Source organism: Kitasatospora sp. NPDC094016 (assembly GCF_040304045.1).
Taxonomy (GTDB): Bacteria; Actinomycetota; Actinomycetes; order Streptomycetales; family Streptomycetaceae; genus Kitasatospora.
Genome location: NZ_JBEOUK010000017.1, coordinates 125,216 through 139,708, shown reverse-complemented (window position 1 = coordinate 139,708; position 14,493 = coordinate 125,216). Strand labels below are relative to the sequence as shown.

Sequence of the window (14,493 nt, the reverse complement as noted above, 5' to 3'; positions counted from 1 at the left end):
GGTTACATTCCGAACCCGGAAGCTAAGCCTTACAGCGCCGATGGTACTGCAGGGGGGACCCTGTGGGAGAGTAGGACGCCGCCGAACAATTATTCCGAAAAGACCCCCTCCCGTCCGGGAGGGGGTCTTTTTGCGTTAACCTCTGCCAACACACGAACCAGAGTTTGTCGGAGAGGCGCGATCCCGTTGCAGAACCTGACCCTTACCTGGCAGTCCGCCGGGGGCGCCGCGGTCGCTCTCTACGGCGGGGCGTACGCCGCCGCCAGGGTCCGGAAGCCGTCCTTGTCGGCATTGCTGCGGGAGGCCGGCACGCTGCTGGCCCTGTTCGCGCTCTGGCAGCTGGTGGGTCACCTCTCGGTGATGAGCGGGGACCACGCGCTGGACCGGGCGGACTGGATCCACCGCACCGAGTCGGCGATCGGTCTACCGGACGAGGCGTCCTGGCAGGCGGCCGTCACGCCGTACCCGGTACTGGTGAGGCTCGCGAACTACTACTACGCGGCAATGCACTTCGCGGTGATGCTGGCGGTGCTGCTCTGGGTGTTCGTGCGGCACCGGGAGCGGTACGCGTGGGTGCGGAACACGGTGGTGATCACCACGGCGGTCTGTCTGCTGGTGCAGTTCATCCCGGTGGCGCCGCCCCGGATGCTGCCGCAGCACGGGTTCGTCGACTTGGCTGCCGAGTACGGGCAGTCGGTGTACGGGGGCGCGGTGGGCGGTGTGGTGGTGGCCGACCAGCTGTCCGCGATGCCGTCGGTGCACGTCGCGTGGTGCGTGCTGGCGGCGGTCGCGGTGGTGCGGGTCTCGCGGAGCCCGCTGCGGTGGGTGATGGTGCTGCACCCGGTGCTGACCGTCGCGGTGGTCGTGGTGACCGCGAACCACTTCTGGGCGGACGGCATCGTCGCCGTCGTGATCCTGCTGTTCGCTTACGCCGCCCAGGCCCTGGTGGCACGTCGCCGGGGTCGGACCTCCGTCGACACGGAGGTCCGACCCCGGCGCGCCGCGGCGGATCAGCCGCTGCGGGTCACTTGACCGGGAGGGCGATCCTGCCCCAGGAGCCGTTGCTGAGGGCGGAGGTGGCCCAGTACCAGGCGGTGAGCCCGGAGACGGCCGCGACCCAGCCGGCGAACTTGGCGAGGCCGCTGTAGCCGCCGAAGGCGGCGATGGCGTTCAGCAGCAGGGACAGCGTGAGCAGGCCGTAGACGGCGCGGCTGAACAGGCCCGCGCCCCAGCTGGCGGCGGTCAGGGTGAGGGCGAGCAGGGCCCAGAGGATGAGGAACAGGCCGGCGGCGTTCTTGCCGGCCCCGCCGGCCGTCGACCAGGTCGCCCAGAAGGCGCCGAGGCTGGTGAAGGCCGTTCCGGTGAAGCCCTCGCCGCCGCGGAGCTGCCACAGGCCCGCGATGAAGAGGGTGACTCCGCCGACCAGGTGGGCGAGGTGTGCCGCGTCCCCGACCCCGGTGCCGCTGAAGACGCCGGTGGAGAGCAGGCCGTAGGCGAGCAGTGTGAGGCCGAGTGCGAGGTAGCCGAGGTTACCCGCGTCGGCTCCGGTGGAGCGGGCGTTCGTTGCCCCGGTAGCTTCGTTGCTCACCGGAGGCTCCTTTCACTTTGGGCGCGCGCAGGGCGCAGTCAACGCAGTGGTGTCGTCCGATGAGGTGGATGCGCGCGACCGCGCCGAGGGCGCACGGCTGGAGCGTGCGCGGGCTGCGGTCAGAAGTGATGGGCCGACGGGAGAGCCGCCGGTCCTGTCCCCGCCGGGGGATTCCCCGGTGAGATCGGTGTACCCGGCCGTACTTGCTTGTACCCTTGTGAATATAACAATTTGTGACGATGTCAGTTATGGAACGCTCAGGGCCGACCGGGACGCCGGGGGCTGACCGAGGGGCGGCGTCGGCTCACGAGGTGCGCTGGGTCGGCACCCGCAGGGTCAGGATGGCCATGTCGTCGGACGGCGGTTCCGGGGCGAAGCGCTCGACGGCGCGCTGCACCCGCATCGCGACCGCCCCGGCGGTGAGGCCGGTACAGCCCGTGAGCACCTCGGCGAGGCCGTCGTCGCCCAGCATCCGGCTGCCCTCGCGGCGTTCGGTGACGCCGTCGGTGACGCACAGCAGGACCTCGCCGGGGGAGAGCACCAGGCGCTCGGCGGTGAGGTCGAGGTCTTCCATGACGCCGAGCAGCGGCTGCGGGGTGGCGGCCCGGTCGACCTGGCCGTCGGTGCTCAGCCGGAGCGGCAGCGGGTGGCCGGCGCAGACCAGGGACAGTTCGATGCTGCCGTCCGGGCGGGGCGTCAGCTCGCCGTAGAGCAGGGTGAGGAAGCGGCTGCGCGAACCCTCGTCCAGGATGGCCGCGTTGAGGCGGCGGAGCACCTGCGGTGCGTCCAGGCCCTCGCGGGCGAGCAGACGCAGCGAGTGCCGGGCGAGGCCGGTGACCGAGGCGGCCTCGGGGCCGGTGCCGCAGACGTCGCCGATGGCGAAGCCGTAGGTGCCCTCGCGGATGGTGAACAGGTCGTAGAAGTCGCCGCCGACCTCGTTGCCCTCGCCGGCGGCCTGGTAGTAGACGTCGACCTCGACGCCCGGGATCTCGGGCAGGTCCGGCGGCAGCAGGCTGCGTTGCAGGGCCTGGCTGGTGGCGGTGCGCTCGGAGTAGAGGCGGGAGTTGTCGAGTGCGAGGGCGGCCCGGCGGGAGAGGTCCTCGGCGAGTTCGAGGATCTCCTGGCGGAACCGGATACCGGCCGGGACGCCGAGCGCGAGCAGGCCGATGACCCGGTTGCGGGCGGTCAGCGGCAGGACGACGGTCTCGCCGAGCAGCCCGGCGAGTTCGGGGCTGTCGGTGAGGCCGCCGGCGGCGGCGGTCTCGGCGGGCGCCGACCAGAAGCGGACGCCGTGGGTCGGGCCGGCGTCGGGGGCCGGGGTCTTGTCGAGGAGGTCGCGCAGCGGGTCGATCCGGTCCTCGTCCTCGTGCAGGACGAAGGCGAGGCCTGCCGCGGCGCCGTGGTCGCCCTTGGTGTAGACGGCGCACCAGGAGGCGAGGGTGGGGACGGCCATCTGGGCCATCAGGGCGAGGGTCTGCTCGTGTTCGAGGGTGCCGGCGAGCAGGTCGGAGGCCTCGACGAGGAAGGACAGCGAGCCCCGGCGGAGTCGTTCGAGCTCGGTCAGCCGGGTGCTTTCGACGGCGAGGGCGACCCGGTCGGCGGCGAACTGGAGCCGCAGCGCGTCCTCGTTGTCGTAACGGCCGGGCGCGGCGGTGGCGATGCCGAGCGAGCCGATCAGCCGGCCCTCGACCTTGAGCGGGACGGTGACCAGGGAGCGCATGCCGCTGCCGGTGAGCAGGGGCAGGCCGGTCGGGCGGGTGGTGAGGTCCTCGTGGACGGAGGGCAGCCGGGCGGAGTCGTAGCGGCTGCCGGTGTCGACCGGGAAGCGGGTGCGCCGGCGGTGTCCGGAGGTGAAGCCGGTGGCGGCGCGGACCTCGAACTCGGTCTCGTCGTCGGTGGTCAGCAGCAGGTACGCGGCGTCGGCGTCGAGCAGGTCGCGGGCGCGTTCGACGGTGCGCTGAAGCAGGGTGTCGAGGTCGTCGGTGGCGACCGGGCCGGCCAGCAGGTCGAGCCGGGGGCCGGTCGGGTCGGAGCGCTCGCCGGGCAGGGTGCGGGCGGGGGAGCGGAGCACCGCGCGGTCGGGTTCGAGGACGAGCAGGCAGAGGGTGGAGGGGACGCCCTCGGTGTCGCGTACGCGGACCTGGACGCCGTACACCTCGACCTCGTGGCCGTCCGCGCGGCGGACGCCGTAGCCGCCCTCCCAGCGGGCCAGCCGCAGGGTGTCGGCGAGGCCGAGGCCGCGGGCGGCGGACTGGGGCCAGACGGCGAGGTCGGCCCAGGGGCGGCCGAGGACGGTGGCGGCGGAGTACTGGAAGAGCGCCTCGGCGTCCGGGTTCCAGGCGAGGACGCGGCCGTCCTCGTCGAGCTGGACGACGGCGACGTGCACCGGGCCGGGACCGCTGGGGAGGTCGCTGCCGGGGGTCGCGGGGACGGCGTAGCGGGTGCCGGCCACGGGGGCGGGCAGGGCGAGCCGGAACCAGACGGTCTTGCGCCCGGCCGCGTACTCGACGCCCCAGCGCTCGGCGAGGGCGGAGCACATCAGCAGGCCGCGGCCGCCCTCGCCGTCGGGGTCGGCGTAGCGGTCGGAGGAGGTGACGGGGCCGTCGCCGAGGGAGGGCAGGCCGCGTTCGGGGTGGTGGTCGGTGACTTCGATCCGGACGGTGCCCTCCTCGCGCAGGCAGCACACCTCGGCGGCGGTGCCGGCGTGGACGACGGCGTTGGTGACCAGTTCGCTGACCAGGACGACGGCGTCGTCGACGACCTCGGGCAGACCCCAGCCGAGCAGCGCGTCCCGTACGAAGCCCCGGGCGGCGGCCGCGGACCGGCCGTCGGGGTCGAAGGTGGCGGCTGCGCGCGCGGTGACCACGTTGCCACTTCTCCTCTGCTGCTCTGGCCTTGGCTGTCCGGGGCGTGGCGCCGACTCCCGGTGCGTGCCGCCGGGGTGGCGGCGCTGGGTCGGGTCATGGCCCGGTGCAGCGCTCCACCCTACTTTCCGCTTGGTTCCCCGTGGGGGCGGGGCGTTGAAACAGGCACCTGAGAGTGATTCTGCCCACCTGTTTCGGACGGTCGGCTACCAACCGGGCGCAACCGGCCGTATACCCGGCGCCGGTGCTGCCAGACTGGGGGGTCCGCGACGGCCGGTCGGAGCAGTACGGTCGATGCGGGTGCCGGTGTGCCGCGTGGGGCGCCGGTACGCAGCCCGACCGGGCCGGTGCCCCGGTGCGTGCCGTACCGGCACGGACGGTCACCGGGAAAGTTCACGATGTGGGAGGGGCCCGTTGAGTTCGGCCACCAAGGACGCAACCGGTACGACGCCGCCCGTTCCGCGCGGTGGGCGGTCCGGGACCGCGCCGCGGAACGCGGCCGGCCGGCGAGTGAGCCACAACCGGGGGGCGGAGCCGGCCGAACTGCGGAAGCTGTTGGCCGCGCTGACCGCGATGCGGGACGGCAACTTCCGCCGCCGGCTGACGGTTCCGGGGGACGGGCCGCTGGCGGAGATCGCCGCGGTGTTCAACGAGGTCGCCGAGCGCAACCAGCACCTGACCGGTGAACTGGCCCGGGTACGTCGGGCGGTGGGCCGCGAGGGCCGGCTGAACGAGCGGCTGGAGACCGGCGCGGGCGAGGGCGCCTGGATGGCGGCCGTCGACAACTGCAACGCGCTGATCGACGATCTGGCCCGTCCGATGGCCGAGGTGGGCCGGGTGCTCTCCTCGATCGCCGAGGGCGACCTGGACCAGAAGATGGAGCTGCGCTCGCTGCACAGCAACGGGGTGAGCCACCCGCTGCGCGGCGAGTACCTGAAGATCGGCCGGACCGTCAACGGGCTGGTGGACCAGCTCTCGGAGTTCACCGACGAGGTGACCCGGGTGGCCCGCGAGGTGGGCACCGAGGGCAAGCTGGGCGGCCAGGCCAAGGTCCGCAGCGTGTCCGGCAGTTGGAAGGACCTGGCGGATTCGGTCAACACCATGGCCGGCCGGCTGACCGCGCAGGTGCGCAACATCGCCCAGGTGACCACCGCGGTGGCCAAGGGCGACCTGTCCCGCAAGGTCACCGTCGAGGTGGCCGGCGAGATGCTGGAGCTGAAGAACACCGTCAACACGATGGTGGACCAGCTGAACGGGTTCGCCGCCCAGGTCACCGGGGTGGCCAGGGACGTGGGCACCGAGGGCCGGCTCGGCGGTCAGGCGCAGGTGCCGGGCGTGGCCGGGGTCTGGCGGGACCTGACCGACTCGGTGAACTTCATGGCCGACAACCTGACCGGCCAGGTACGCAACATCGCCCAGGTGACCACGGCGGTGGCGCGCGGGGACCTCTCGCAGAAGATCGAGGTGGACGCGCGCGGCGAGATGCTGGAGCTGAAGAACACCATCAACACGATGGTCGACCAGCTCTCCGGCTTCGCCGAGCAGGTGACCAGGGTGGCCCGCCAGGTGGGCACCGAGGGGCGGCTCGGCGGTCAGGCGCAGGTGCCCGGGGCGGCCGGAGTGTGGCGCGACCTGACCGACAACGTCAACTTCATGGCGAACAACCTCACCGATCAGGTACGCAACATCGCGCAGGTGACGACCGCGGTCGCCAAGGGCGACCTGTCGCAGAAGATCCAGGTGGACGCGCGCGGGGAGATCCTGGAGCTGAAGAACACCATCAACACGATGGTGGATCAGCTGGGCGCCTTCGCCGACGAGGTCACCAGGGTGGCCCGGGACGTCGGCACCGAGGGCATCCTCGGCGGTCAGGCGAGCGTGCCCGGGGTGTCCGGGACGTGGAAGGACCTGACGAACAGCGTCAACCTGATGGCGAACAACCTGACCAGCCAGGTGCGCAACATCGCCGAGGTGACCACGGCGGTGGCACGCGGCGACGTGTCGAAGAAGATCACCGTCGACGCCAGGGGCGAGATCCTGGAGCTGGTGACGACCGTCAACACCATGGTCGACCAGCTGTCGGCGTTCGCCGACGAGGTGACCCGGGTCGCCCGCGAGGTGGGCACCGAGGGGATCCTGGGCGGCCAGGCACGGGTGCGCGGGGTGTCGGGGATCTGGAAGGACCTGACCGACAACGTCAACTTCATGGCGTCCAACCTGACCGGGCAGGTCCGCAACATCGCCGAGGTCGCCACCGCGGTGGCCCGCGGCGACCTGTCCAAGAAGATCACCATCGAGGCGCAGGGCGAGGTCGCCGCCCTCGCCGGGACCTTGAACACCATGGTCGACCAGCTCTCCTCCTTCGCGGTGGAGGTGACCAGGGTGGCCCGCGAGGTCGGCACCGACGGCACCCTGGGCGGTCAGGCGAGCGTGCCGGGCGTGGCCGGCATCTGGAAGGACCTGACCGACAACGTCAACCTGATGGCCAACAACCTCACCGGCCAGGTCCGCAACATCGCGCTGGTGATCACGGCGGTGGCCCGCGGCGACCTCTCGCAGAAGATCGACGTCGACGCCCGCGGCGAGATCCTCCAGCTCAAGACCAGCATCAACACCATGGTCGACCAGCTGTCGGCGTTCGCCGACGAGGTGACCCGGGTCGCCCGCGAGGTGGGCACCGACGGGCGGCTCGGCGGTCAGGCCCGGGTGCCCGGCGTGGACGGCACCTGGCAGGACCTCACCGAATCGGTGAACGAACTGGCCAACAACCTGACCCGGCAGGTGCGCGCGATCGCCCAGGTCGCCACCGCCGTGACCAGGGGCGACCTGAGCCTGCGGATCGACGTGGACGCCGCGGGGGAGCTCGACGAGCTCAAGGACAACATCAACCAGATGATCGCCAACCTGCGCGAGACCACCCGCACCAACCAGGAGCAGGACTGGCTCAAGACCAACCTGGCCCGGATCTCCGGCCTGCTCCAGGGCCGCCGGGACCTGGAGGCCGTCGCCTCGCTGATCATGACCGAGCTGACCCCGGTGGTCTCCGCCCAGCACGGCGCCTTCTTCCTCGCCCAGCCGGCCGGCCGCACCGCCGAACTGATCACCGAGGACGACGACGAGAACGACACCGTCCTGCGGCTGATCGGCAGTTACGGCTACCAGCGGCGGGCGATGCCGACCACCTTCCGGCCCGGCGAGTCGCTGATCGGGCAGGCCGCGGTGGAGAAGCGGGCGATCATCCTCAAGGAGGCGCCGCCCGGATACCTCAAGATCGCCTCCGGCCTCGGCGAGGCCTCGCCGGCCCACATCGTGGTGCTGCCGGTGCTGTTCGAGGGCCGGCTGCTGGGCGTGATCGAGCTCGCCACCTTCAGCTCCTTCACCACCGTCGCGCTGGACTTCCTCAACCAGATCGCGGACCTGATCGGCGTCACCGTCAACACCATCAGCGTCAACACCAAGACCGAGGGCCTGCTGCTGGAGTCCCAGCGGCTCACCGCCGAACTCTCGATGCGATCCGCCGAGTTGGAGGCGCGCCAGGAGGAACTGGAGCGCACCAACGAGGAGTTGCAGGAGAAGGCCGAGCAACTCGCCCAGCAGAACCGCGACATCGAGATCAAGAACAGCGAGATCGAGGAGGCCCGGCAGGTCCTGGAGGAGCGCGCCGAGCAGCTCGCCCTGGCCTCCCGGTACAAGAGCGAGTTCCTCGCCAACATGTCGCACGAGCTGCGCACCCCGCTCAACTCGCTGCTGATCCTGGCCAAGCTGCTCTCCGACAACAACGAGGGCAACCTCTCGCCCAAGCAGGTCGAGTTCGCCGACACCATCCACGGCGCCGGCTCCGACCTGCTCCAGCTGATCAACGACATCCTCGACCTCTCCAAGGTCGAGGCCGGCAAGATGGACGTCCGCCCGGCCCGGATCGCCCTGGTCCAGCTCGTCGACTACGTCGAGGCCACCTTCCAGCCGGTCGCGCTGGACAAGAACCTGGACTTCGCCGTCCGGGTCTCGCCCGCCCTGCCGGTCACCCTGCACACCGACGAGCAGCGGCTCCAGCAGGTGCTGCGCAACCTGATCTCCAACGCCGTCAAGTTCACCGACGCCGGCGCCGTCGACTTCTCGATCTCCCCGGCCGGTGCGGAGGTCCCGCAGCACGTGCGCGAGCGGCTGCTGGAGTCCGGCTCGATCAAGGACCCGGACGACGAGCTGATCGCCTTCGCGGTCTCCGACACCGGCATCGGCATCCCCGGCAACAAGCTGCGGGAGATCTTCGAGGCGTTCAAGCAGGCCGACGGCACCACCAGCCGCAAGTACGGCGGCACCGGGCTCGGCCTGTCGATCAGCCGCGAGATCGCGCGGCTGCTGGGCGGCGAGATCCACGCCGAGAGCGAGCTGGGCAAGGGCTCCACGTTCACGCTCTACCTGCCGCTGCGCACCGAGGCCCCGGGCGCGACCCAGGTCGAGCGCCCGGTCGTGTCGAGTGTCCCGGCGCTGCGCGCCTCCGTCGGCGTGACCCCGATCGGGGTGCCCGTGCCGGTCGGCGAGAACCCGGCCGACCACTGGGCCCAGGAGGTCCGCGAGCTGGCCGAGGAGCGCCGCCGCGGCGCGGTGGAGCGCCGGCGCAGCGCCGCCCTGGACGCCGCCGCCGGGGCCCGGCCGGTGGAGCCCGCGCCGCCCCGCCCCAGCCGCAGCGACGTGCGCTTCGACGGCCAGCAGGTGCTGATCGTGGACGACGACGTCCGTAACGTGTTCGCCCTCACCAGCGTGCTGGAACAGCACGGCCTGGCCGTCCTGTACGCCGAGAACGGGCGCGAGGGCATCGAGATGCTGGAGCAGCACGAGAACGTGGCGCTGGTCCTGATGGACATCATGATGCCGGAGATGGACGGCTACGCGACCACCGAGGCGATCCGCCGGATGCCCCAGTTCGCCGGCCTGCCGATCATCGCGCTGACCGCCAAGGCGATGAAGGGCGACCGCGAGAAGTCGCTGGAGGCGGGGGCCACCGACCACATCACCAAGCCGGTGGAGACCGACCACCTGCTGGCGGTGATGCGCGAGTGGTTGCGGGCGGACCGCGCGTAGCGCCGGGGGAGGGCGTGAACTCCGGGGCGGGCTCCGGAGTTCGCGCCGTCCGGTGGGCCGGTTTGCTGGCGGTCGGGCCCGGGAACCGGGTAGGGTCACCGATCGTTGCGAACAGTGACCGTACGGCGACACGCTGCTGAGCGTGCGCCGGAGCACTGGCCGCGCGCCGCTCCGGATCGGGTCACGACGGAGCGATGTGCCGGGCGAGGGGGTGCGGCTAGCATGACCGGGGTAGCGGTGGGCAGTACGCGAGTGCCATCACCGGGCGGCAGGCAGGCGACAGGAGGGCGAGCCCTGATGCAGAAGGCGAAGATCCTCCTGGTCGACGACCGACCGGAGAACCTGCTGGCGCTGGAGGCGATCCTCTCCGCGCTGGACCAGACGCTGGTGCGCGCCGTCTCCGGCGAGGAGGCGCTCAAGGCGTTGCTCACCGACGACTTCGCGGTGATCCTGCTGGACGTCCAGATGCCCGGGATGGACGGCTTCGAGACGGCCGCCCACATCAAGCGCCGCGAGCGCACCCGGGACATCCCGATCATCTTCCTGACCGCGATCAACCACGGCCCGCACCACACCTTCCGCGGCTACGCGGCCGGGGCCGTGGACTACATCTCCAAGCCCTTCGACCCGTGGGTGCTGCGCGCCAAGGTCTCGGTCTTCGTCGACCTGTACGTGAAGAACTGCCAGCTGAAGGAGCAGGCCGCGCTGCTGCGGCTGCAGCTGGAGGCGGGCGGCGGCGAGCCGCCCCTCGGCGGGGCGCTGCTGGGTGAGCTGTCCGCGCGGCTGGCGGCGGTCGAGGAGCAGGCGGAGGCGCTGGGCAAGCAGCTGGGCGGCGTCGAGGACGCCGGGGTGTCGGCCACCGCGGCGCACCTGGAGCGCAAGCTGGCGGGGCTGCGCCGGGCCCTGGACGCGCTCCGGCCGGGAACCGCGTAACCGATCGCCGGGGTTCACTCCTGCGGGTGAATTTCTGGCGCGGCCGGGTGAAACCGGGTCAGCGTGACGGTGTGTCTGCGACACGTCCCCGAGCCCCGGCTCGAGCACATGTGCACTGGTGGCCCACCCCGGTAGGCTGCTGACCCATGGCCACTCGTACGCCCGGAAGCGCGGCACGCAACCCGAGTCCGGGACCGTCCAAGAAGGCCGCGGCGAAGGCCCCGGGCAAGCCGCCCGCGAAGAAGGCGGCGGCCAAGAAGGCGGCCCCGGCGAAGAAGGCGGCGGCCAAACCGGCCCCGCCGTCCCCGCCGCCGCCCAAGCCGATACTCTTCCGGGCCGTCCGGGCCGTGTGGCTCGGCGTGGCGAACAGCATCGCCGCGATCTTCCGGGGCTTCGGCGACGGGGCCAAGAACCTCCACCCCGCCCACCGCAAGGACGGGCTGGGCCTGCTGCTGTTCGCACTCGCGCTGGTGACCGCCGCCGGCACCTGGTTCAGCCCGCAGGGCTGGCTGGGCGAGGCGGCCACCGCCGTGGTGTCCGGGCTGTTCGGGCGGCTCGACGTGCTGGTGCCGTTCCTGCTGGCCGGGATCGCGGTCCGGCTCTGGCGCCACCCGGAGCTGCCGGAGGCCAACGGCCGGATCATGATCGGCCTGAGCGCGCTGCTGGTCGGCGTCCTCGGCCTGGTGCACATCGGCTGCGGCGCGCCCATGATGGGCAGCGGCGCCTCGCGGATACGGGCGGCCGGCGGGATCATCGGCTGGGCCGTGTCCACCCCGATGATGGCCGCCGCCGGGCCGGCGCTGGCCGTGCCGCTGCTCCTGCTGCTGTCCTTCTTCGGCCTGCTGGTGGTCACCGCCACCCCGGTCAACCGCATCCCCGAGCGGCTGCGGTCGGCCGGCGTGCGGCTCGGCGTGGTGGAGCCCGGGCCGGAGGACGAGCTGCGCGAGGGGCGTACGCCGGAGCGCGACCTGTCCACCGAGCCGCCCGAGGATGCGGACCCCTCCGCGCTGCCGTTCACCGTGGGCAGCGAGGACCCGGGCGACGAGGTGGCCGCCCGTCGTCGGCGCCGCCGCCGCAAGCCGGCGGACGACGAGGACCAGCCCGACGCCGTCCGGGTGTCCCTGGACAAGGAGCCGCTGGACCCGTACGCCACCCGCGACCTCGCCGCCGGCGCCGCCGCCGACCTGGACGGGGCACTCGTCTACGGGGTGCCCGCCTCCTCGGCGGTGGCGAACATGATGCACCAGGTGCAGGACCGCACCGCCCCGCCGGAGGAGGCCGCCGTCCCGGCCGCCCGCAGCGCGGGCCCGGGCGCGCCCGAGGAGCACGGCCCGGCGCCGGTGCGGATGGAGCAGCTCCAGCTGGCCGGCGACGTCACCTACGCACTGCCCCCGCTCGACCTGCTGGAGCGCGGCGGCCCGGCCAAGGCCCGCAGCGCCCTCAACGACGAGGTGGTGGCCCAGCTCAGCAGTACCTTCACCGAGTTCAAGGTGGACGCCAGGGTCACCGGTTTCACCCGGGGCCCGACGGTGACCCGCTACGAGGTCGAGCTCGGCCCGGCCGTCAAGGTGGAGCGGATCACCGCGCTCGCCAAGAACATCGCGTACGCGGTGGCCAGCGCCGACGTGCGGATCATCAGCCCGATCCCGGGCAAGTCCGCGGTCGGCATCGAGATCCCCAACCGGGACCGCGAGATGGTCAACCTCGGCGACCTGCTGCGCTCGCGCACGGCCGCCGAGGACACCCACCCGATGGTCGTCGGTATGGGCAAGGACGTCGAGGGCCAGACCGTGATGGCCAACCTCGCCAAGATGCCGCACATCCTGGTGGCCGGCGCGACCGGCGCGGGCAAGTCGTCCTGCATCAACTGCCTGATCACCTCGATCCTGGCCCGGGCCACCCCGGACGAGGTGCGGATGGTGCTGGTCGACCCCAAGCGGGTCGAACTGACCGCGTACGAGGGCATCCCGCACCTGATCACGCCGATCATCACCAACCCGAAGAAGGCCGCCGAGGCCCTCCAGTGGGTGGTCCGCGAGATGGACCTGCGCTACGACGACCTCGCGGCGTTCGGCTTCCGGCACGTGGACGACTTCAACGCGGCGGTGAAGGCCGGCACGGTCACCCCGCCGCCGGGCAGCGAGCGCGAGCTGACCCCGTACCCGTACCTGCTGGTGATCGTCGACGAGCTGGCCGACCTGATGATGGTGGCGCCGCGCGACGTCGAGGACTCGGTGGTCCGGATCACCCAGCTGGCCCGCGCGGCCGGCATCCACCTGGTGCTGGCGACCCAGCGGCCCTCGGTGGACGTGGTCACCGGTCTGATCAAGGCCAACGTGCCGTCCCGGCTGGCCTTCGCGACCTCCGCGATGGCCGACTCCCGGGTCATCCTGGACCAGCCCGGCGCGGAGAAGCTGATCGGCAAGGGCGACGCGCTGTTCCTGCCGATGGGCGCCGGCAAGCCGATCCGCCTCCAGGGCGCGTTCGTCACCGAGGCGGAGATCGCCGCGGTGGTGCAGCACTGCAAGGACCAGCTGACCGCCGTCTACCGGGACGACGTGACGGTCGGCGGCGGGGCCAAGAAGGAGATCGACGAGGAGATCGGCGACGACCTGGACCTGCTGATCCAGGCGGCCGAGCTGGTGGTCTCCACCCAGTTCGGCTCGACCTCGATGCTCCAGCGCAAGCTCCGGGTCGGCTTCGCCAAGGCGGGGCGGCTGATGGACCTGATGGAGTCGCGCGGGATCGTCGGGCCGAGCGAGGGTTCCAAGGCCCGCGACGTGCTGGTGAAGCCGGACGAACTGGACGGGGTGCTGGTCGGCCTGCGCGGTTGACGACCCGCGTCTGCGGCGGGTGTTCACTCGTTCGGAGGAGGGTAGGCGCGTGCAGGGGAACCGAACGTCCGTACGCCGCGTCACAGGCCGGAAAGCGAACCCCCGGGTTCCCCGCGCGGGCCCGCTGACGGCCGTTCAGCGTGGTGCGGGCCCCGGTGGGGGCGGGCGCGCGCATTCGGGCCTGTTCCGCTTGAGAAACGATCCGCCCGCGCCCCTAGACTGTTCCCCAGCAGGTGGCCATCCGCTCGAAAGGCGTGCCCCGTGACCATCGGCAAGTCCCCCGACCGCGAGAACGCCCCGTCGTCCGTCGAGTCGACCGACGACGCGGTGCAGGCGGCCGATGCCCCGAGCATCGGCCGGGTGCTGTCCACCGCCCGGATCGAGGCCGGGCTCACGGTGGACCAGGTGAGTACGGCGACCCGGGTCCGGGTGCCGATCGTCCATGCCATCGAGGAGGACGACTTCGGCCGCTGCGGCGGCGACTTCTACGCCCGCGGGCACATCCGCGCGATCGCCCGCGAGGTCGGCGTCGACGGCGAGGCCCTGGTCGCCCGGTACGACGCCGCGCACGGCGGCTCGCCCGCCTCCAAGCGGCCGACCCAGCTGATCGACAGCGGCCCGATCAAGGTGCCCGGCCGCGGCCGGCCGAACTGGGCGGCGGCCATGGTCGCCGCGATCGTCGTGGTGGTCGTCCTGATCGGCTTCAACCTGGTCAGCGGCAAGGGCGGCCACACCGGTACCGGCTCCGCGAGCGCACCGCTGCCCAGCGGCTCCGGCACCGGCTCGGTCGCCTCCGTGCCCTCGCCCACCGTGCAGCCGCCGGCGCCCGTGCCGAGCGCGGCCGCGATCGCCGCCGTCCCGGCGGACAAGGTCACCGTGAAGCTGGTCGCCGAGGGCAGCACCAGTTGGGTGTCCGCGGTGGACGGCAGCGGGAAGTCGCTGTTCCAGAACAACATCAGCGACGGCCAGGACCAGACCTTCACCGACGCCAAGCAGATCAAGCTGGTGCTCGGAAACGGCGGGGCCGTGCACGCGTACGTCAACGGCAAGGACCTCGGCCTCCTCGGCAAGGACGGCCAGGTGGTGCACGTCACGTACACCCCCGGCGACCCGCAGGCGGGCTGACCACAGGCCTGCGGAGGCCTCGGAGAGCGGCCCTGCGGCCTGGCGAAGATCTGGTAATCCGAGGCGC

At 72.0% G+C, this 14,493-nt stretch carries 7 protein-coding genes and 1 rRNA gene; 6 read left to right on the top strand and 2 right to left on the bottom strand.

Features of this window, described 5'->3' with window-relative positions:
* A 5S ribosomal RNA gene (gene rrf, locus ABT015_RS18520) occupies positions 1–87 on the top strand; the annotation flags it as partial.
* A gap of 99 nt (positions 88–186) precedes the next feature.
* Positions 187–1,032, top strand: coding sequence for a phosphatase PAP2 family protein (locus ABT015_RS18515; protein WP_350880219.1), 846 nt, complete (start codon positions 187–189; stop codon positions 1,030–1,032).
* Here ABT015_RS18515 and ABT015_RS18510 read toward each other — a convergent pair.
* Both ABT015_RS18510 and ABT015_RS18505 read right to left on the bottom strand, forming a co-directional pair.
* The gene (locus tag ABT015_RS18510) at positions 1,025–1,588 is read right to left on the bottom strand and encodes an acetate uptake transporter (protein ID WP_350880217.1); all 564 of its coding nucleotides are present in this window, start codon (positions 1,586–1,588) and stop codon (positions 1,025–1,027) included. The two genes, ABT015_RS18515 and ABT015_RS18510, sit on opposite strands and share 8 nt — an antisense overlap.
* Positions 1,589–1,892: 304 nt before the next feature.
* The gene (locus tag ABT015_RS18505) at positions 1,893–4,454 is read right to left on the bottom strand and encodes a SpoIIE family protein phosphatase (RefSeq protein WP_350880215.1); all 2,562 of its coding nucleotides are present in this window, start codon (positions 4,452–4,454) and stop codon (positions 1,893–1,895) included.
* Positions 4,455–5,025: 571 nt separating this feature from the next.
* Between ABT015_RS18505 and ABT015_RS18500 the strand changes: the two genes are divergently transcribed.
* The 4 genes from ABT015_RS18500 to ABT015_RS18485 all read left to right on the top strand — a co-directional run bounded on the left by ABT015_RS18500 (position 5,026) and on the right by ABT015_RS18485 (position 14,426).
* Positions 5,026–9,534: a HAMP domain-containing protein gene (locus ABT015_RS18500; RefSeq protein WP_502897346.1), complete on the top strand. Its 4,509-nt coding sequence runs from the start codon at positions 5,026–5,028 to the stop codon at positions 9,532–9,534.
* Positions 9,535–9,828: 294 nt separating this feature from the next.
* On the top strand, positions 9,829–10,467 hold the full coding sequence (locus tag ABT015_RS18495; protein WP_350880240.1) for a response regulator: 639 nt from the start codon (positions 9,829–9,831) through the stop codon (positions 10,465–10,467).
* 146 nt (positions 10,468–10,613) lie between these two features.
* Positions 10,614–13,301 carry a DNA translocase FtsK gene (locus ABT015_RS18490; RefSeq protein WP_350880211.1) on the top strand — a complete coding sequence of 896 codons (2,688 nt, stop codon included), beginning with the start codon at positions 10,614–10,616 and terminating at the stop codon, positions 13,299–13,301.
* Between the two features lie 261 nt (positions 13,302–13,562).
* Positions 13,563–14,426 (top strand): helix-turn-helix domain-containing protein, encoded by an 864-nt coding sequence (locus ABT015_RS18485; protein ID WP_350880209.1) that lies wholly within the window; start codon positions 13,563–13,565, stop codon positions 14,424–14,426.
* Positions 14,427–14,493: the final 67 nt, after the last annotated feature.

What these genes read in the sequence shown, in the direction of transcription:
- ABT015_RS18490 (WP_350880211.1), top strand. Translation starts at nt 10,614, where the DNA reads ATGGCCACTCGTACGCCCGGAAGCGCGGCACGCAACCCGAGTCCGGGA.
- ABT015_RS18500 (WP_502897346.1), top strand. Translation starts at nt 5,026, where the DNA reads ATGCGGGACGGCAACTTCCGCCGCCGGCTGACGGTTCCGGGGGACGGG.